An 18,399-nucleotide genomic window follows, 5' to 3' on the forward strand; every position below is an offset into this window, starting at 1 on the left:
CGCCGCTTGCTGCCGGCGTGGTCGTGCTGTTCGCGGCGATGCCGACCGGCGCGAACGCGTACATCTTTGCGGTTCAGTATCAGCGGCTGGTGAACCCGGTGTCGGGCGCGGTTGCGCTGGGAACGTTGCTGGCTGCGGTGACGTTGCCGGTGGTGGTGATGCTGGTGGCGGGGGCTAGGTAGCGTTGTGCGCGACGTGCTGGCCGCTCAGACCATCACGGAACGAAGGCGTGCGCTGCGCGTAGCGGACAAAAGGACGTCAGAGCAGCACTGGCCAGACCAGCAGCGCGAGGATGCAGAGGCTCGAGCCGACGCCCAAGGCATAGCCCAGATCGACTGGACTCAGAAGATGAGGTTGGGACTAAGCTAATTCAAAAACTGAACTACAACAGAAATGAGGCCTTCGCCCTCTGCAATAAGCTGAAGATTGAAATTCTTGAGAATGCGCCTGAGGCGAGTGCAGTTCTGAACGCAATTAAAAAGGGAATACGCGACACTGAGGTAGTGTATTTGCCGACATACCGGCGAATTGAGTTGGCAATTGCACCCGTGGCAGACCGGTACGGAAGATCGCGAAAAACAACCATTCCCTCAATCAGAACCAGCCTTTATTCGGGCGAGATTCAATTCGGCCTTGCAGATATTCTAGAGCGATTGGCTCAACTGAACCAGCGGATCGTCCTCGACTCCAACCTTGGCTATCGAGAGATTAGCGCTAGCATCATCAATGAGCTGATCGACGGGAGATTCGATCAAGTAAATCCCACTATCGAAGATATTCCTGACAAAGACGAACTAGAACTCTTTTTCTCTCGCCTGAAAGATCAGCGCCAGCGTCCTCGCTTTGGCGTTCTCTTCATGACCGGCGAGGTCATCGAAATCGCGGTCGATGAAAAAATGCACTCGCGATGCCAAGCCGGTAAGATCGCGGCGTAACATCTCGCGAAATAGAAACACCTGCTTCTTTCCGTCACACGGGAACGGTTCGTAAGAGAGGTCTGGCCGAATGCGACGGACCCACTGGAAGTAGACTGCCTTGTCGGCATCGCCCTCGAATGCAAAGACGAGGCAGTTCGGCAGTTTGCTTCTTAATATGGCAAGCTTAGTTTTTAATACCGCTGGGCTCTTTCGTGCATCCTTTAGCTTGGCAATGTACGCGTCACTCGTCTTTTTTGTCTCCTCATTCATGAGTATCTTCCTCGGCGTCGTCAGCCGCGACGTCAATGAAAGATGCAAAGGATCTGGCGAAAGGCTCCAGAGCGTTGTCGAAGATGAATGGTGAATGGGTAATCGCAATCACCTGCTTACAAAGTGGTGCGTTTATTACATCGACCAAAATCTGCTTTTGCCAGTCGATAGAAAGCGAAAGCTCTGGCTCATCAATTAAGATGATCTTGTTGTCTGGATATAAGAACAGTTTCGCTAGTAGGGAGATCATCTGCTTCTCGCCAGACGACAGGGCATCTAGAGGTATTGTGCGGCCTGCCTTCACGCTACGAACTGTGACCTCCAAGTTCCGCCGACTCAAAGTGAGTATCTTGTCGTCAACGTCGCCGCCTTCTGAGTGCCCCTCGCGCGGTAACGATGTGCTGGGATCAACCGAGGAAAGGTAGCGATTGCAGTTGTCAATGAAATCTCGGACTAGGCTTTCGATGTCCCTTGTCGCGCGTATCACCGCATTGAGCTTTGCGAGAAAGTACCTAAGAAATTTGTTTCTCTCGTCTGAGATATCTTGGCCTGTGTATATCCGGTCGATGTTCGGGAGCGATAGCTCATCGATGTAGGGGCCAATACGTTCGTGACGGATCAGTATTCAGTGGAGAATTATCTGGTCGCCAAAGACGTTTTTGAGGAGCTGCTGAAGGACGAATTCCACTGCCATGCGGAGCCACAGGTACGCGAAAAGGTCATCGTAGAATTTGAACGCCGCTTCTCCGAGTTTTTGCAAGTCACGAAAGAGATAAACAGAAGACTTTTTATAGCTCGGCGGCTTGGATTGCGTCTCGCCAAAGGCTTACCAAAATCGATCAATCATCTGGCCGTCGTCGGGTTGCGTAGCGTTGCAGCGGGCGCATTCTCGCCCGAGGCTATTGTTGCGTTCGAAACCGAGCCCCCGAAGGAAGATCATGATCAGCTGACCGATGAATTTCTAAAGCTCGACCCACAGACACGCTACCGCGGTAAGTTCAACCATTTATTTTTCATAAAGTGGCTCGATTTGCTTTGCTCGGAGCGTCGGGAAACAGATTCTGAAATTTTCGGTCGATTACAAAAGCCACGCACGGTGAGCATTCAAAGCATCTCGCTCGGAATGTTGGCATCGAAGTCGAGCCTGCCTGCAGGACTTTCGGGCTTTATCGAAGCGGTAGAGTGAGAAGTATCAATCACAAACGTATCATGCATGACACGCTCACTCACCATTTGAGATCTTGAGCGTCTTGGACCGGTCACTAAGCGCCGCCCTTCAAAAACCTGCAAGCATTTGAAATCACTGGTACATTTTGGTGGGCTCGAACCACCGACCTCCTGTTCCACAGACAGGCGCTCTAACCAACTGAGCTACAACTGCATCCTTGCGAGCCGCCGCAGGGCGGGCCTTGGACAGGGCGGTCACCGAGGGGGAGGCTGTTCGCGGCGATGCCGACCGGCGCGAACGCGTACATCTTTGCGGTTCAGTATCAGCGGCTGGTGAACCCGGTGTCGGGCGCGGTCGCGCTGGGCACGCTGCTGGCTGCGGTGACGTTGCCGGTGGTGGTGATGATCGTGGTGGGGTCGAAGTAGCGTTGCGTGTGATCGATGGTCCTATCGCTTTCCCAAAGCCGATTTGAAGGCAGCATCGAACAAGCCCCGGTACTGAAGCGCATTGACGTTGGAAATGTGGGCTGTATCGCGGAAATTGGCTTGCCCGTTCCTGACCAGATAACACTCGTTGCGCTCGCAGACCACGGACTGCGGGTCCACCAAGACCAGTCGCGGGTTATCTCTGTGCTTGCTAAGATGTTGAGAAATTTCGGCCCTGAGGCCGCTCATCGTCAGGCTGGGGTCGGCGTCCACCTTCCATTCATCAATCTCCTGACCGGCCCGAACCTGGTTTTCGATCCATCTCTGCGGCAGGTCGAAACCGACGTTCAGCAAGGGCATGACCAGCACAACCGTCTTGCCTGAAGAAAGCAATCTGTCGGTCAGCGAAGAAACCTCAAGGGCACTTCCCCAATTGCCTCCAAGGACAACGATGCCCGGTTCCGTATGGCTCTGCACGAAATCCAGTGTGCTGCGATTGAATTCCCGGCACGGCTGCTGATCTGCGGAGTTCCTGACAGGATCGTCAAGGAATGGCCTGCATGCGCTCTGTGTCGCGATCAAGCCGTGTATCCCGTTGGCAAGCGCTGCAGAAGAGATGGGCTCAAGGTACTGGTTCGCGAACGAGTCTCCCCACAAGATTGCAGACGGCGTCCCCGCGACCTCCTCGCTGCCGAAACTGCAATAAGTCGGCGAAGCCGTCTTGGCAGAGTTCGCGTTCCTGAAACACTCGTCCCGTGGCGTGTTGGTTCTCCTCGCCTCTTCGGCTGGCCGCAGATAGTCCGGCAGCCTGTTGGGGAAACCGTTGGTCAGGAAGGCCAGCGCAGTGAAAACGAGCAGCAACGCAAATGCTGCACCAGAACTGGCCAGCAGCCGGCGCGGCGTCCAGAAGTCCCGCCGCGTTCTGAACGGTTGCTCCACGTAACGATAGCAGGCGATGCTGATCGCAAGCGTCGCCAGCACCATCAGCACCTTCTGCGTGGCATCGACGCGATGTCCACGCAAGGACAGCCAACCAAGTGCGAAGACCCAGATCGGCCAATGCCAGAGGTAAATCGAGTAGGACCAGTCGCCCAATCGCTGAATGCCCGACATCCTCAGCAAACTCGCTTCCCCAATCCATTGTCGCGCTCCAACTATCATTGTTGCGCCAAGGATCGGCAGGATTGTGAGCGCACCTGGCCATCGCGATTCAGGAAGAGGATAGACCATGCAACCGACGACCAGCATCCAGCCTGCAGCGGCGGTTGTCCGCGTCTCGAGCCATGGAATTTTGCGACCACCTTCAAATCGTCGCCGGATCTCCGCGACAGCGATCAATCCACCAGCCAATGGCTCCCAAGCTCTCGCACGCAAGGAGAAAAACGAGGAGCCCATTGCGTCGCTGTAGCTCTGCCACAAGCACCACGCCAGGGAGAGGGCAGCCACGACCTGAATCGTCGTTGTCACGGCGCTGATCCCAGACTTCGAGCGGGAGCCTAGACGCCAGACTAGCGATGCGACCAAAGGCATCCAGATGTAGAATTGCCACTCCACCGAAAGGGACCAAGTGTGCAAGAGGGGCTTGGTCTGGGCGGCCATGGCGAAGTAGCCATTGTCACTATCGAAAGCAAAATTGGAGACGAATGTCAGCGCGGAAAGCGCCTGTAGCAGGTGCTTCAGGTATTCGCGTGGCAAGGTCACAAACCAGCCAGCGACGACCGATGACAGAATCATAACTGCAAGCGCAGGACAGATGCGCCGCATCCGCATCACCGTGAAATGACGGAAGGAAAAGCGACCCAAAGCGAGTTCGGCCAACACCTTACCCGTCATCAGATAGCCGGTTATCACGAGGAAGGCGTCGACGCCGACAAATCCCCCCGCGAACCCCGGTATTTGGAAGTGATAGCCAACGACAGCGGCGACTGAAAGCGCGCGCAAAGCGTTGATGTCCAGGCGGAAGACGCCGGCGTCACGCTCCACTCCCGGAGACAGCGGACGAAAGCTCAAAAGCGAGGTGCGCCCGCCGAATGGTGCAGCCAGCGAAGTGCTCTGCCGCACCTCCGGTTGAGCGTCAAACGAAGAAGACAAGTGAGGCCCCCCGCCCCTTTGCGAATGCTGGTGGAGAGTATAGGGCGTCCGCTGCTACCTCGCCAACGACACCGTTGTTGGCATCGCGATCCCGCCTTTCCACCAGATGGCACCGAGACAGCTCGAAAGTTCGAGCTATGCAGAAGGGAGCCGCTGGAATTCCGGGGCGGCCGTTGTCTAGATTCTAAATGGTCGATTGTGCGGTGGACTGGCTTTCGCCGTTAGTGGCAAGCCGGAAACGACCGCGACGAAGTGAGCAAGACTCACCATCCAACCTTCCTGGACGGCGCTAAGACCGGCCAAAACTTGATGACCGAGGGCATTGCAACTTTGCGGGCCTAGTTTGCGGGCCAAGTCATTGCCGGCGCTGGTACAGTTGGGTGGGCTCGAACCACCGACCTCCTGTTCCACAGACAGGCGCTCTAACCAACTGAGCTACAACTGCATCCTTGCGAGCCGCCGCAGGGCGAGCCTTGGACAGGCCGGTCACCGAGGGGGGCTGGACGGGGCGGAAACTAGGTGCAACGGCCTCCTTTGGCAAGGCCGCAATCCCGTCGAATCGTCCCTTAAGCAACGTTATTTCCAGAACAAAACCCGGGCCCTGGGGCCCGGGTTTCTTAACTTAAACGGCCGATCGCTTAGGCGGCGGGCTTGTAGAACTTCGAGGCGCTGGCCTTGATCGGCTCGGCGGTCTCGGCGGCGACGCGCTGGCCGATCTCGGCCAGCTCCTTGGCCTGGACCTGGAACGTCTCGAACTGCTTGCGGGCGTGGCCGCTCCACAGCTGCATCGCCTCCGTCGGCGACTTGATGCCGAGCAGCTCCTGGGCGAAGTCCAGATGGGCGCTGGTGTTGGCCTTCATGAACTCCATCAGCTTGGCGGTGTACTCGCTCGCGCCCTTGCTGGCGCAGGTGAACACGGCCTCGATCGTGCCGTTCTGGCTTTCGGCGGCATCCTTGAACTTCGCGTAGCTCTCCCGGGCCTGCGAAACGCCCTTTTCGGCGAACGCCCGCATCTGCTCGGGGACCTCGAACGGAATGATCGAGGCAGAGAATGGATCAGTCGCACCTGTCATGGTTGTCCCTCACGCTAATGTAAAATGGAGTGAACTTTCCGGCGCGCCCGCTGGCCCCAATCTGGGCCTGAATTCAGCGGGTACGAAGACTGGAGACGCGAAACAAACGAGATGGCTCGCCCAGCGTCCAGCACTATTCCTGCCTATCATGTCAACATTGTGCATCGCAATGCATCCTGAGGTGCATCGCGGCAATTTAATCCCGGCCAGGATGCGGTTCCGAGCCGGGGAGCTCAGGGTTGAGGTATTTAGGTGCTGAAAACGCGATATCGGGCTCCCGTCATTCCGGGGCCCGGAGCGGAGCGAAGGGAGCCCGGAATCCATCGGGCCGCAGAGTTGGTGGAGGAATGGATTCCGGGCTCGCCTCTTCGAGGCGCCCCGGAATGACAGCGGAGGGGGCTCAGTGCTTGGGCCTAGTCGCATCCATCGCGGCGCGGCTGACGATCTGGCCCATTTCGTTGGCCTGCTCGGCCAGCGCGCGCATCTGGGCCTGCACATATTCGCTGTGCAGCCGCATCACCTCGGACACGTCCCTGGCGAGAACCAGCGACTGGGCGTAGTCGAGCGAGGCCTGCACGTTGGTCTCGGCAAAAGCGATCGCCCGCGCGCCGATGTCCCTGGCGCCGGCCCGCATGCTGGCGCCGCGCTCCTCGATCGAGCCGGCGGCGGCTTCGGCGTTGGCGAGAAACTTCTCGAACGCCTCGCGCGCCTGCTTGAAGTTCGATTCCGCCATCGATCGCATCTCCGGCGGAAGTTCGAAACGCTCATGTCCCTGGTCGGTCATCCCTACCACTCCTGTTGTCCTGCCGATTTGTCCCCGGCGCGCCCGCGTCAAGCCTAATGCGCGATGAGATTGGGATGAATCGTCATCGCGCTTTAGGTTGTTGTTTGACCATGATCTTTCCGGAAAACCGCTTCGCACTTTTCCGGATCATGCTCTACCGGCAAAGGGTATTGCCGGTATGACGAGAGGCCGCGCACGAATCCTGCGGATGCAACGCCTGCGCGGGCTTGCGGGTTCATCCACATTAAGGTTATCGCGGCTTTAGGCTGCCCCTTGAGGACCGGGACGTGGACCTGCCCGCGCCCGCGCGCGATACTAACCCTTTCTTAAGGCTGTCATTCCCGGCAGCCGCCATGCCAGATGCATGACAGCGAGAAGCAAGCCGGTCGGATGAGCAGTTCGGAATTCCAGTTGCGAGGCGTGGGCGATCCGCGGCTGGCCCTGCATGCGACATCCCCGCTGCCCGCATGGCTCTGGTCGATCGACGGCACGCGCGTGCTGTGGGCCAATCCGGTCGGCATAAGGTTGTTCGGGGCGCCCAACGCCGCCGCGCTCGCCGCGAAGACCTTCGGACCGGCGGATGTACATCGCCGCCAGGTGACCCAGCTCGGCCGCCGGCTGCCCGCGGGCGGCGCTACCAGGCTCGAACGGCTGCGCGGCTTCGGCGCCTCCCTCGGCACCCTCATGACCTGCGCCTGCGCGCGGCTCGACTTCGCCGATGGCGGCCATTTCGCCGAAAGATCTGGCGTGCTCGTCACCGCGCTGGACCCCACGGGGCGCACCATGCCGCTGGTCGAGCGGCTGCACCGGCTGGTCGAGGGCGCGAAGGTGCCGATGGCGGCATTCGCGCCCGATGGACTGTTCGTCGGCGCGAGCGAAGCCGCCCGCCCCCTGCTCGGCTTCCGCGATCTCGGCGAAGCCGGCCTCGAACAGGCGCGCAGCGATGCGCTTCGCCAAGGCCGCGCGGAGACGCCGATCGGCATCGGCCAGATGGTGCTGCAACGGGTCGGCCAGGGTGCCGATATCGGCCTGGTCGCGCTGATCGAGCCTGCCGTACAGCAGGCGGCGACGACGACGGATGCCGCGCCTGACGCGACCGAAGATACTGTGCGCGAAGGAGTCGCGCGCGAAGAGGCCGCTGCACCCGCGCCCGAGGCCCCGTTTCCGGCCGCGGTGCCGGACCATGCGCAGCCGGCGCTGTCGAACGAGGCACCGTCCGAATTCGCGCTGTTCGACGCCTTCGCCGAGCCGGTCGAAACGCCTGACCCAAGCGAGACGATCGCGCACGCGCCCGAGCCGCCCGCAGGCGAGCCGACGCCGGAGGCCGTGCCGGTCCAAGAAACTGTGCAGGAGACTCTTCAAGCGACGGTCGAACGGGCCATCGAAGCCGGGCCTGAATCTCCGGTTGAAAACACGCCGGAGGCCATTGTATCGCCGCAGGCCGGGCCGATCACGGCCGGCATGGCCGACCCGCCGTCAGCAGAGCCGCCCGCTCCGCGTCAGCATCCGCTGCGCTTTCTGTGGCAGATGGATGCCGAGGGGCGCTTTGTGCTCGGCTCCGACGAGTTCATCCGCCTGATGGGCGCGCACACCGCGGCCGGCTTCGGCCGCCCCTGGCGCGAGATCGCCGACGAATTTTCACTCGATCCCGAGGGGCGCGTCGCGCAGGCGCTTGCCAGCCACGACACCTGGGCCGGGATCACCGTGAACTGGCCGGCCGATGGCGGCGAGCATGTGCCGGTCGAGCTTGCGGGTCTGCCGATTTACGACCGCGAGCGCAACTTTGCGGGCTTCAGGGGTTTTGGCGTCTGCCGCGATCTCGACGCCCTCAACCGGCTCGATGCTATCAGGCGCTTTGAGCTGTTCGTCGAGCCACCCGCGCAGCACGCGCTGTCCGCCGACGTCGTCGAGCCCGAGTCCGAGCTCAAGTCCGAGCTCGAGGCCAAGCTCTTGGCAGAGGCTCCGCTGGCAGAGACTCCGCCGCCGATCGAGCCGCCCGCACCTGAGCCTGAAGCTGAACTGCCCGAACCCGTCACCGAAGCGAATTCACATCCAACCGATCCGGAAACGCCAGTGGAAACGCCTCCCAATGTCGTGCCGTTCCGCGCGCCCGGCGATGCAAGATCGCCGACGCTGACGCCCGTCGAGAACAGCGCGTTCAACGAGCTCGCCCGGCAATTGTCCGAGCGACTCGAACGCGAGCGCGAGACGATCGCTTCTGTAACCTCCGAGCCGCCGGCGGCGGAGATCACACCCGAACCACTGACGCCAGAGCCTGAGGCTCCGGACGCGCCGGCAGAGTGGCTCACCGAACCCGCGCCGCCGGCGTACGGCCACAGCACGCGCGACCGCACGCTGCTCGACCTCTTGCCGACGGGCATCCTGATCTATCGCCTCGACCGCCTGCTTTACGCGAACCCCGCCTTCCTCGCGCGCATGGGCTATGCCAGCCTCGGTGCGCTGGAGGATGCCGGCGGGCTCGATGCGCTCTATGTCGAACCGGGCGTGTCGCCCGCGAGCAGCACGTCGCAGGCCGGCACGCCGGTGACCATCAGCGCAACCGTCGCCGACGGCGAGCGGCCGCTCGCGACGACCGAAGCGCATCTGCACACGATCGACTGGGACGGCGAGAGCGCGCATGCGCTGATCTGCGCGCTGCCCGAGGCTACAACTGTCATCGCTGCACCCGCTGTCGCGGCGCCCGCGTTCGTCGAGACCGTCGTCACCGAGTCCCTGGCAACAATCCCTGACGCGCCCGAGGCTGAACCCGAAGCGGGCGACGCCGATGCCGAGGATCTCGCCGCGATCCTGGACACCACGGCCGAAGGCATCGTCATGTTCGATGCCGAAGGCAACATCCACGCCTGCAACCGCAGCGCCGAGGCGCTGTTCGGCTATGACGGCGAAGAGCTGCTGCAGCAGACTCTCATGACGCTGTTTGCGCCCGAGAGCCAGCACGTCGTCGTCGACTATCTGGAAAACCTCAAGGGCCAGGACATCGCGAGCCTGCTCGACCACGGCCGCGAGGTGCTCGGACGCGAAAAGAAGGGCGGTGTCATTCCGCTCGCCATGATCATGGGCCGCACCCGGCCCGACGGCCCGAACTTCTTCGCCGTGTTCCGCGACCTGTCGCAGAGCAAGAAGGGCGAGAGCGAGCTGAAGCAGGCGCGGCGCCTCGCCGACGGCGCCGCCAACGCCAAGGCCGACATGCTGGCGCGGATCAGCCACGAGATCCGCACGCCGCTCAACGCCATCATCGGCTTCGCCGAGGTGATGATCTCCGAGCGCTTCGGCACGCTCGGCAACGAGCGCTACGGCGAATACCTGAAGGACATCCGCGCCTCCGGCGAGCGCGTGATCGCGATCATCGACGATCTCTTGGAGCTGTCGCGCATCGAGACCGGCAAGCTCGACCTCAACTTCGCCAATCTCAACCTCAACGATCTCGTGGAAGCCTGCGTTACGGTGATGCAGCCGCAGGCCAATCGCGAGCGCATCATCATCCGCACCTCGCTCGCCCATGCACTGCCGCATGTGACCGCGGATGCACGCGCGATGCGGCAGATCACCATGAATCTGATCTCGAACTCGATAAGGCTTGCGAGCGCCGGGGGCCAGGTCATCGTCTCGACCGCGCTGACCGATCGCGGCGAGATTGCCTTGCGCATCCGCGACACCGGCCATGGCCTTTCCGAGCGGGAACTCGCAGCCGCGATGGAGCCGTTCCGCACCCCGCCGCCCGGCGATGCCTCGGATAGTACGGCGCTCAACCTGTCCCTGACCAAGGCGCTGGTCGAAGCCAACCGCGCCCAGTTCAACATCAAGAGCGCAGCCAATTCCGGCACGCTGATCGAAGTGGTGTTCGCACAGGCGCTGGCGAAGGCGTAAGGTCCAGAGCCATTTCCGTTCCGATGGAATCGGAACGGCGCTCTAGATTCTTGTGGCGCGTTTTCTTTACGCGAACCGGTATCCACTTCGCTCGAAAACGCTCTAGATCAGGTTGGACTTGATTGATGCCGCGGTGTGTTTCGCCGCGGTCGCCATATCGTGAAAGCGGACTGTCGCGATCACGCGGCCATGACGGGGAATATTGCGTCTCCAAGGCAAATCCAGATGTCAGACCCCCGCATGCAGGGCGGGATCCATTTGGAGACACATATGATTACCTCAAAGATGCTGGTTGTGGTCGCGATCGTATCGACAATGAGCACGGTGTCCGCGCAATCCTTTCATCCTTCGGCGGCTGGAAAGGAAACGACCACCAGGCCCTGGACGGCGCCGGTCGGCCACCGGCAACCCCACGCGTCGGACGTTCCCGCGACAACCCCGGGATCGCAGTATGTCCTTGATCAGGAGGATGCCGCCATCGACCGCAAGATCAGTGGCATTTGCCGAGGTTGCTGATCGAGCCAACAAAAAGGGCACGGCTCACGCCGTGCCCTTTCGCATTCAATGAGACTTGGTTCAGCTATAGATCTCGAACAGGCCGGCGCCGCCCTGGCCGCCGCCGATGCACATGGTCACGACGCCCCACTTGGCCTTGCGGCGCGCACCTTCCTGCAGGAGATGGCCAGTGAGACGCGCGCCCGTCATGCCGAAGGGATGGCCGATCGCGATCGAGCCACCGTTGACATTGTACTTGGCGGGGTCGATGCCGAGCTTGTCGCGCGAGTAGAGGCACTGGCTGGCGAAAGCCTCGTTGAGCTCCCAGAGATCGATGTCGTCGATCTTCAGGCCATGACGCTTCAACAGCTTCGGCACGGCGAAGATCGGGCCGATGCCCATCTCGTCCGGCTCGCAGCCCGCCGAGGCCCAGGCGACGAAGCGGCCCATCGGATTGAGGCCGCGCTTCTCCGCATCCTTGGCCTCCATCAGCACCACGGCGGCAGCACCGTCCGAGAGCTGGCTGGCATTGCCGGCGGTGACGAACTTGCCGGGGCCCCTCACCGGCTCGAGCTTGGCGAGGCCCTCCAGCGTGGTCTCGGGACGGTTGCACTCGTCGCGGTCGACGACGTAGTCGACGATCGATTCCGCCTTGGTCTGCTTGTCGACGACCTTCATCCTGGTCTTCATCGGGACGATCTCGTCCTTGAACTTGCCGGCCTGCTGGGCGGCGGCCATGCGGCGCTGCGACTCCAGCGAGTACTCGTCCTGGTATTCACGGCTGAGCTTGTAGCGCTCGGCGACGATGTCGGCGGTGTCGATCATCGCCATGAAGATATCGGGCGCAGTCTTGAGCAGATCGGGATCAATCGATTCCTTCGGCGAGCCGCCGCCCGGGATCGAGATGCTCTCGACGCCGCCGGCGACGATGCAGTCTGAACCATCCGAGCGGATCGAGTTGGCGGCCATCGCGATGGTCTGCAGGCCAGACGAGCAGAAGCGGTTCACCGAAACGCCGCCGGTCGACTTGGGGAGGCCTGCGAGCAATGCGGCCTGGCGGCCGATGTTCGGCGCGCCATGCGCGCAATTGCCGAGATAGCAATCCTCGACATAGTCCTTGTCGACACCGGCACGATCGACCGCATGCTTGATGGCATGTGCGGCCAGCGACATCGGCGGAGTAATGTTGAACCCACCACGGCCGGACTTCGCCAGGCCCGTGCGCGCATAGGAAACGATGACGGCTTCACGCATTGTTTTCTCCCTTTTCAAACGATTGGTACGGAGCGTCCTGGGCGCCATTGGTACACAAAGTTTGAAGGCTGCGGGGAAAATAAAGCGCGGCGCTGCATCAACAAAAACGCCGCCCTTGCGAGAGGGCGGCGTTGTTCCGCATGTCGGAATATATGATGACCGTCATTCCGCGGTGCGCGAGCCCCGGATTGGCCAGCCTCAGAACGTCAGTGCCTTGACCTGCTTGACCTGCGGCAGGGCCTGCACCTTGGCGAGCACATCGGCCGGCACCGCGCCGTCGACCTCGACGAGCGCGATGGCGTCGCCGCCCTGCTCGACGCGGCCGAGATGGAAGGTCGCGATGTTGATCTTGGCGTCGCCCAGAAGCCCTGCGAACTTGCCGATGAAGCCCGGCTTGTCCTCGTTGGTCACGTAGATCATCGACTTGCCGAACTCGGCGTCGACGCGGATGCCCTTGATGTCGACGAGGCGCGGCTTGCCGTCGTGATAGACGGTGCCGGAGACCGAGCGCTCCTGGCGTTCGGTCGCGACCGTGACTGTGATCAGGCTCTCATAGTCGCTCTGCGCGGCGCGGGTCACCTCGTCGACCACCATGCCGCGCTCCTTGGCGACGACGGGGGCGGACACGACGTTGACCTCGCCCAGCATCGGCCGCAGCAGGCCCGACAGCACCGCGGAGGTCAGCGCCTTGATCTTCATCTCGGCGACGTGGCCCTCATAGGTGATCGTGACCTTCGAGATGCCGGTCTCGGTGAGCTGGCCGGCGAACGAGCCGAGCTTCTCGGCGAGCGCGATGAACGGTTTCAGCTTCGGGGCTTCTTCCGCGGTGATGGACGGGAAATTGATGGCGTTGGAGATCGCGCCGGAGATGAGGTAGTCCGACATCTGCTCGGCGACCTGCAGCGCGACGTTCTCCTGCGCTTCCGTGGTGGACGCGCCAAGATGCGGCGTGCAGATCACGTTGGGATGGCCGAACAGCACGTTCGAGGTCGCGGGCTCCTCGACGAAGACGTCGAAGGCGGCGCCGGCAATGTGCTTGGAGTTCAGCGCATCCACCACCGCCTGCTCGTCGACGAGACCGCCGCGGGCGCAGTTGATCAGGCGCACGCCCTTCTTCATCTTGGCGATCGCGGCCGCGTCGATGATGTTCCTTGTCTTCTCGGTGAGCGGGGTGTGCAGCGTGATGAAGTCGGCGCGCTTGAGCAGGTCGTCGAGCTCGACCTTCTCGACGCCGATGTCCTTGGCGCGCTCCGGCGACAGGAACGGATCGAAGGCGACGACCTTCATGCGCAGGCCGAGCGCGCGGTCGGCGACGATCGAGCCGATGTTGCCGCAGCCGATCACGCCCAGCACCTTGGCGGTGATCTCGACGCCCATGAAGCGGTTCTTCTCCCACTTGCCGGCCTGGGTCGAGGAGTCGGCCTGCGGAATCTCGCGGGCCAGCGCCAGCATCAAGGTGATGGCGTGCTCGGCGGTCGTGATCGAATTGCCGAACGGCGTGTTCATCACGATGATGCCCTTGGCGGTCGCCGCGGGAATTTCGACGTTGTCGACGCCGATGCCGGCGCGGCCGATCACCTTCAGGTTCGTCGCCTTGTCGAGAATCTTGGCCGTGGCCTTGGTCGCGGACCGGATCGCGAGGCCGTCGTAGTTGCCGATGATCTCGGCGAGCTTGTCCTTGTCCTTGCCGAGGTTGGGCTGGAAGTCGACCTCGACGCCGCGGTCCTTGAAGATCTGCACGGCGGCGGGAGAGAGTGCGTCGGAAATGAGAACTTTCGGTTTGGACATGGGGATTCTGCCTGTTGTTATCTGAACAGCTTCTGGAACAAGCCGCGCTTGGCGGCGGGAATTGGAATTCCGGTACGCAAGGTCGATGCGAGAGAACTGTGTTCGAGCGGCACGGCGTCGAGCGGCCGCCCCTTCAAGACATTGCCGGCGATCGCCCGATTGATCGCCGCCTGCACGTTCGACCACGATCCGTCGTGATCGACGCCCAGCATCCAGCTCTGCTCGGGATGCCCCGCCCGTGCCGCCAGCATCAGCCAGGCGCCACGAATGGTTTTCTCCGCGCTGAACTCACGCGAGAGCGCCGAGATCAACTGGTCCGGCACATCGCTGGGATGGCCGAGCAACAACTGCTCGCCGGCGGGAAGCGTGATCGTCTCGGCGCCTTCCTCGAAATGGCCGGCAAGCAGCCGCTTCACCTCGGCAGGCGTGAACTCCTTCTCGGCGTCGATCAGCGCCCGCGCGAAGGCCGGACGTTCCAGCGGCTGCGCAGCACGCATCAGCATGCGCTCGATCTCGTTCTCGGGTTCGAACATGACGGGCCTGTGGAGATCAGGCCGTGCGGGGTATTCCGCACGGTGTCAGCTCACGGCGTTGTCAGGCTGCCTTTCTCAGGCAGCCTTTTTCTCAGGCCGCCTCTTTCTCAAGCAGCCTTGGCCAGCGCGGCCTTGGTCTCGGCGAAGGCCCAGTCGATCCACTGGGTCAGCAGCTCGACGTCCTTGGCTTCGACGGTCGCGCCGCACCAGATGCGCAGGCCGGCGGGCGCATCGCGATAATACGCGAAGTCGTAGCCCGCGCCTTCCTTCTCGACCAGCGCGACCAGCTTCTTGCAGAAGTCGGCCTGCGCGTCCGCCGAGAGCGAGTTGATGGCGGGATCGGTGAACTTCAGGCACACCGAGGTGTTGGAGCGGATCGCGGCTTCCTTCGCCAGGAAATCGATCCAGGGCGTCTTCGCCTTCCAGTCGGCGAGCACCTTGGTGTTGGCGTCGGCGCGCGCGATCAGCGCCTTCAGGCCGCCGATCGACTTGGCCCAGTTCAGCGCGTCGAGATAATCCTCGACGCAGAGCATCGAGGGCGTGTTGATGGTCTCGCCGACGAAAATGCCTTCGTTGATCTTGCCGCCCTTGGTCATGCGGAAGATCTTCGGCAGCGGCCAGGCCGGCTTGTAGGTCTCGAGCCGCTCGACGGCGCGGGGCGAGAGGATCAGCATGCCGTGAGCGGCCTCACCGCCGAGCGCCTTCTGCCAGGAGAAGGTGACGACATCGAGCTTGGCCCAGTCGAGCGGCTGCGCGAACGCGGCCGAAGTCGCATCGCAAATGGTCAGGCCTTCGCGGGTCGCGCTGATCCAGTCGGCGTTCGGCACGCGCACGCCGGAGGTGGTGCCGTTCCAGGTGAAGACGACGTCGCTCTTGGGATCGACCTTGGAGAGGTCGGGGATTTCACCATAGGCCGCGTTGAGCTTGGTGACGTCCTTGAGCTTCAATTCCTTGACGATGTCACTGACCCAGCCCTCACCGAAGGATTCCCAGGCGAGCGTGGTGACGGGCCGCGCACCGAGCAGCGACCACAGCGCCATCTCAACTGCGCCGGTGTCGGAGGCCGGCACGATGCCGATGCGATAATCGGCGGGCACTTCGAGGACTTCGCGCGTCAGATCGATCGCGAGCTTGAGCTTGGTCTTGCCGACCTTCGCGCGATGCGAACGGCCGAGTGCTGCGTCCTTGAGATTTTGGGCGTTCCAGCCGGGGCGCTTGGCGCAGGGGCCGGAGGAGAAATGCGGCACGTTCGGCCGCGAAGCGGGCTTCGCTACAGTCATATTCTACCCTTCCAGATAGTAAGCCTCCCGTTGGGGGGAGGTGTCCCGCCGCGGCTGATACGGGAATCGGGTAGAGCAGTCAAGGAAGTTCCGGCGCCTCACGGCGGAGTGATGGCTCTTCCGGCGCGATACCAGGGGATTCGACACGAGTGAGCGCGTTCAACAAGTCCGTCGCCTCGCTGATCAATTGCGCGGCTTTGCGGCGGCTGCTGACTTTCAAAATGCATTTGTCATTGGCCTGCACAACGTAGTCGTTGCCGACCTTGATCATCGAATAGATTGTCATCGAAATCCCCGAACCGACCCAGCTCGGTGTCCGACGCTCCCGTAGCACCGTTCGTTCCTGGTTCCACGTGAACGACGGCTGGGTAGTTTATCAGCTCTTAATATGAACGAACGCGCGATCCGATTTCGCTGATCGCGCAATGCTTGCGTGGTACTGCCTCAAAAGCGGACAGTCATGCCGACGTGGCTCGATGCAAATCCGAGTCGCTTGTAGAAGCGCTGCGCATCAACTCTGCTCGCGTGCGTCAGCAATTCGACCAGATTGCAGCCGCGCGCTTTCGCTTCCGTCACCGCCCATTGCACCAATTGCTCGCCGATGCCGCGGCTGCGGCAATCGGAAGCAACGCGGACATCTTCGAGCAGACCACGCACGCCGCCCTGCGAGCTGATGCCTGCTAGCACCGCGAGCTGCAGGCAGCCGACCACCCTGCCCTCGCTCTCCGCAACCACGAGCGTGAGATTCGGATCGCGCTCGACCCGCTCGAACGCCGCGTAGTAGGTCGCAGGCAGCGGATCCTCGACGCGCTCGCGGGCACGCCCGAGATGATCGTCGGCGAGCATCGCGACGATCGCGGCGACGTCCTCACGGCGCGCGGGACGAATGGAAACGGATTTATCGTTCATGCTGGAGACTCCGGACTCAGCGCGCGGGCGACAGGCCGAGATAGGCTTCGGCCTCGCCGATCCAGCGGCGGATGGCTGCATAGCGGCCGAGATCGAAGCCGCCTTCATGCGCGAGGCGTGTATAGGCGAGCAGCGAAACGTCGGCGAGCGAAATAGCGTCGCCGGCGAAGAAGCGGCTTGCCGCCAGATGCTGCTCCATGCGGTCGAGCGCCGCATAGCCGCGCTTGACCTTGTCAGGATCGAGCTCGGATACTTCCTTCCCGAGATAGACAAGCTGGAAGCGGCACACCGCGATATAGGGCTCGTGGCTGTACTGCTCCCAGAACAGCCATTCATCCATCTTGGCCGCAGCGAAGGCATCGCGCGGAATCAGCGCGCTGTCGCGGGCGAGATAGCGGATGATGGCGTTGGACTGCGCCAGTGTGCGGCCGTCGTCGAATGCGACGGTGGGCACCTGGCCGGCGCTGTTCATCTTCAGGAATTGCGGCGTGCGGGTCTCGCCCTTACGGGTGTCGATTTCGATCCAGCGATAGGGTAATGCGAGCTTGTCGCAGACCCACTTCACCTTCAGACAATTGCCGGAATTCGTGTCGCCGTAGATTTGCATCGCTGCCGCCCTGCCTTGGGCGACAGAGCATCAGGACGACGCGGCCGTGTCAACCGACGGCCTACGCGCGTCTAGAACTTGTACCCGGCGCCAACGCGGAAATTGTTCAGATTGACGGCAATGTTCTTCACGTTCGCGAAGCCGACGTATTCCCATTCGCCGCGAAGGAGGAAGTTGCCGCAAATCGCGTATTCGACACCGATGCCGGCCGTCCATCCGTACATGAAGCTGTTCGTGCGCTGCTCGACCTGGGACAACGTGTCTGAACCGGCGGGCAGATGCCGATGAACCGTTGTGGACAGGCCGCCGCCACCGACTACGGTCTCGTCAAAGTCATCCCATTTCTGCCAGGAAACGGTCGCGAATCTCGAGACTTCAGCGCGCCCGATCGCCAGGCCGGCAAAGGCATACGGCATGAAGTCGCCCCCGTCCCAGCCGATCCGGCCGCGGAACGTCGCGTAATCCTTGAGCTTCAGCGAAGCACCGCCGCCGAGCCAGGTGTCGTAGGTATAGGTATGGCCGGTCGGAGCCGGTTCGCCAGCGAGAATTCGCCCCATCGAGTCGCTGGCCGTGCTCGATATGTTGTTCATGTAGCTGTAATTGGCTTCGACGCCCATCACGGCATCGTAGATCTGCCAGTTGCGACCTACATAGGCGCCGAACCCGGTCGATTGCACGTGATTCTTCGGCAGCAGCGACCATCCGCCGACTGGCGCCTGGAGGATGCTGTTGCGAAGCATAAAATCGGTCATCGATTTCGGGGCGTGGCTGAAATCGATGTTGGTCGTGGCAAAGCCGAACTGGCCGCCGACATAAAAGCCGTCCCAATTATGGGAGGTCGTCGACAGGCCTTCGATGAAGCTGCCGCGCAGGACGGGCAGATCCGGCATGTCGGCCGCGTGCGCGACAGACGCCGC

The 18,399-nt window shown here is 62.0% G+C and carries 16 protein-coding genes, 2 tRNA genes and 1 pseudogene; 4 read left to right on the plus strand and 15 right to left on the minus strand.

What is annotated here, in order from left to right:
* Positions 1–182, plus strand: a pseudogene (locus tag AC630_RS24970) (AEC family transporter); the annotation flags it as partial.
* Positions 183–794: 612 nt separating this feature from the next.
* Here the strand turns inward: AC630_RS24970 and AC630_RS24975 are convergent.
* Both AC630_RS24975 and AC630_RS24980 read right to left on the minus strand, forming a co-directional pair.
* Entirely contained in the window at positions 795–1,187 is a 393-nt protein-coding gene (locus AC630_RS24975; protein WP_074121079.1) for a DUF4435 domain-containing protein, read from the minus strand.
* Entirely contained in the window at positions 1,180–1,674 is a 495-nt protein-coding gene (locus AC630_RS24980; RefSeq protein WP_074121080.1) for an AAA family ATPase, read from the minus strand. The genes AC630_RS24975 and AC630_RS24980 overlap by 8 nt, the downstream gene beginning before the upstream one ends.
* Before the next feature lie 141 nt (positions 1,675–1,815).
* Here AC630_RS24980 and AC630_RS24985 point away from each other — a divergent pair, with 141 nt between their 5' ends.
* Entirely contained in the window at positions 1,816–2,373 is a 558-nt protein-coding gene (locus AC630_RS24985) for a hypothetical protein (RefSeq protein ID WP_143198293.1), read from the plus strand.
* Positions 2,374–2,491: 118 nt separating this feature from the next.
* Here AC630_RS24985 and AC630_RS24990 read toward each other — a convergent pair.
* A tRNA-His gene (locus tag AC630_RS24990) sits at positions 2,492–2,568 on the minus strand.
* A gap of 68 nt (positions 2,569–2,636) precedes the next feature.
* Here AC630_RS24990 and AC630_RS44205 point away from each other — a divergent pair.
* Entirely contained in the window at positions 2,637–2,780 is a 144-nt protein-coding gene (locus AC630_RS44205; RefSeq protein ID WP_245330511.1) for a hypothetical protein, read from the plus strand.
* A 21-nt stretch (positions 2,781–2,801) separates the two neighbouring features.
* On the opposite strand, the gene AC630_RS24995 is transcribed toward AC630_RS44205, so the two are convergent.
* The 4 genes from AC630_RS24995 to AC630_RS25010 all read right to left on the minus strand — a co-directional run bounded on the left by AC630_RS24995 (position 2,802) and on the right by AC630_RS25010 (position 6,728).
* On the minus strand, positions 2,802–4,871 hold the full coding sequence (locus AC630_RS24995; protein ID WP_083636383.1) for an acyltransferase family protein: 2,070 nt from the start codon (positions 4,869–4,871) through the stop codon (positions 2,802–2,804).
* Between the two features lie 368 nt (positions 4,872–5,239).
* Positions 5,240–5,316: transfer RNA gene (locus AC630_RS25000), tRNA-His, on the minus strand.
* Positions 5,317–5,509: 193 nt separating this feature from the next.
* On the minus strand, positions 5,510–5,944 hold the full coding sequence (locus AC630_RS25005) for a phasin (protein WP_074121083.1): 435 nt from the start codon (positions 5,942–5,944) through the stop codon (positions 5,510–5,512).
* A gap of 400 nt (positions 5,945–6,344) precedes the next feature.
* Entirely contained in the window at positions 6,345–6,728 is a 384-nt protein-coding gene (locus AC630_RS25010) for a phasin family protein (RefSeq protein ID WP_074121084.1), read from the minus strand.
* Positions 6,729–7,118: 390 nt separating this feature from the next.
* Here AC630_RS25010 and AC630_RS25015 point away from each other — a divergent pair, with 390 nt between their 5' ends.
* Positions 7,119–10,616: a PAS domain-containing sensor histidine kinase gene (locus AC630_RS25015; protein WP_074121125.1), complete on the plus strand. Its 3,498-nt coding sequence runs from the start codon at positions 7,119–7,121 to the stop codon at positions 10,614–10,616.
* Between the two features lie 576 nt (positions 10,617–11,192).
* On the opposite strand, the gene AC630_RS25025 is transcribed toward AC630_RS25015, so the two are convergent.
* The 8 genes from AC630_RS25025 to AC630_RS25060 form a co-directional block, all read right to left on the minus strand.
* Positions 11,193–12,365, minus strand: coding sequence for a thiolase family protein (locus AC630_RS25025; RefSeq protein ID WP_074121085.1), 1,173 nt, complete (start codon positions 12,363–12,365; stop codon positions 11,193–11,195).
* Between the two features lie 198 nt (positions 12,366–12,563).
* Positions 12,564–14,153, minus strand: coding sequence for a phosphoglycerate dehydrogenase (serA, locus tag AC630_RS25030; RefSeq protein ID WP_074121086.1), 1,590 nt, complete (start codon positions 14,151–14,153; stop codon positions 12,564–12,566).
* A gap of 17 nt (positions 14,154–14,170) precedes the next feature.
* Positions 14,171–14,686: an enhanced serine sensitivity protein SseB C-terminal domain-containing protein gene (locus tag AC630_RS25035; protein WP_074121087.1), complete on the minus strand. Its 516-nt coding sequence runs from the start codon at positions 14,684–14,686 to the stop codon at positions 14,171–14,173.
* Positions 14,687–14,793: 107 nt separating this feature from the next.
* Positions 14,794–15,966 (minus strand): phosphoserine transaminase, encoded by a 1,173-nt coding sequence (locus AC630_RS25040; protein ID WP_074121088.1) that lies wholly within the window; start codon positions 15,964–15,966, stop codon positions 14,794–14,796.
* Between the two features lie 79 nt (positions 15,967–16,045).
* Positions 16,046–16,252 (minus strand): hypothetical protein, encoded by a 207-nt coding sequence (locus AC630_RS25045; protein WP_074121089.1) that lies wholly within the window; start codon positions 16,250–16,252, stop codon positions 16,046–16,048.
* Between the two features lie 158 nt (positions 16,253–16,410).
* Complete coding sequence (locus AC630_RS25050; protein ID WP_074121090.1) at positions 16,411–16,875, minus strand: GNAT family N-acetyltransferase; 465 nt, start codon at positions 16,873–16,875, stop codon at positions 16,411–16,413.
* A 16-nt stretch (positions 16,876–16,891) separates the two neighbouring features.
* Entirely contained in the window at positions 16,892–17,482 is a 591-nt protein-coding gene (locus tag AC630_RS25055) for a glutathione S-transferase family protein (protein ID WP_074121091.1), read from the minus strand.
* A 71-nt stretch (positions 17,483–17,553) separates the two neighbouring features.
* Positions 17,554–18,372, minus strand: coding sequence for an outer membrane protein (locus tag AC630_RS25060; protein ID WP_349539210.1), 819 nt, complete (start codon positions 18,370–18,372; stop codon positions 17,554–17,556).
* Positions 18,373–18,399: the final 27 nt, after the last annotated feature.

It is taken from the genome of Bradyrhizobium sp. AS23.2 (genome assembly GCF_001908185.1).
Taxonomy (GTDB): domain Bacteria; phylum Pseudomonadota; class Alphaproteobacteria; order Rhizobiales; family Xanthobacteraceae; genus Bradyrhizobium.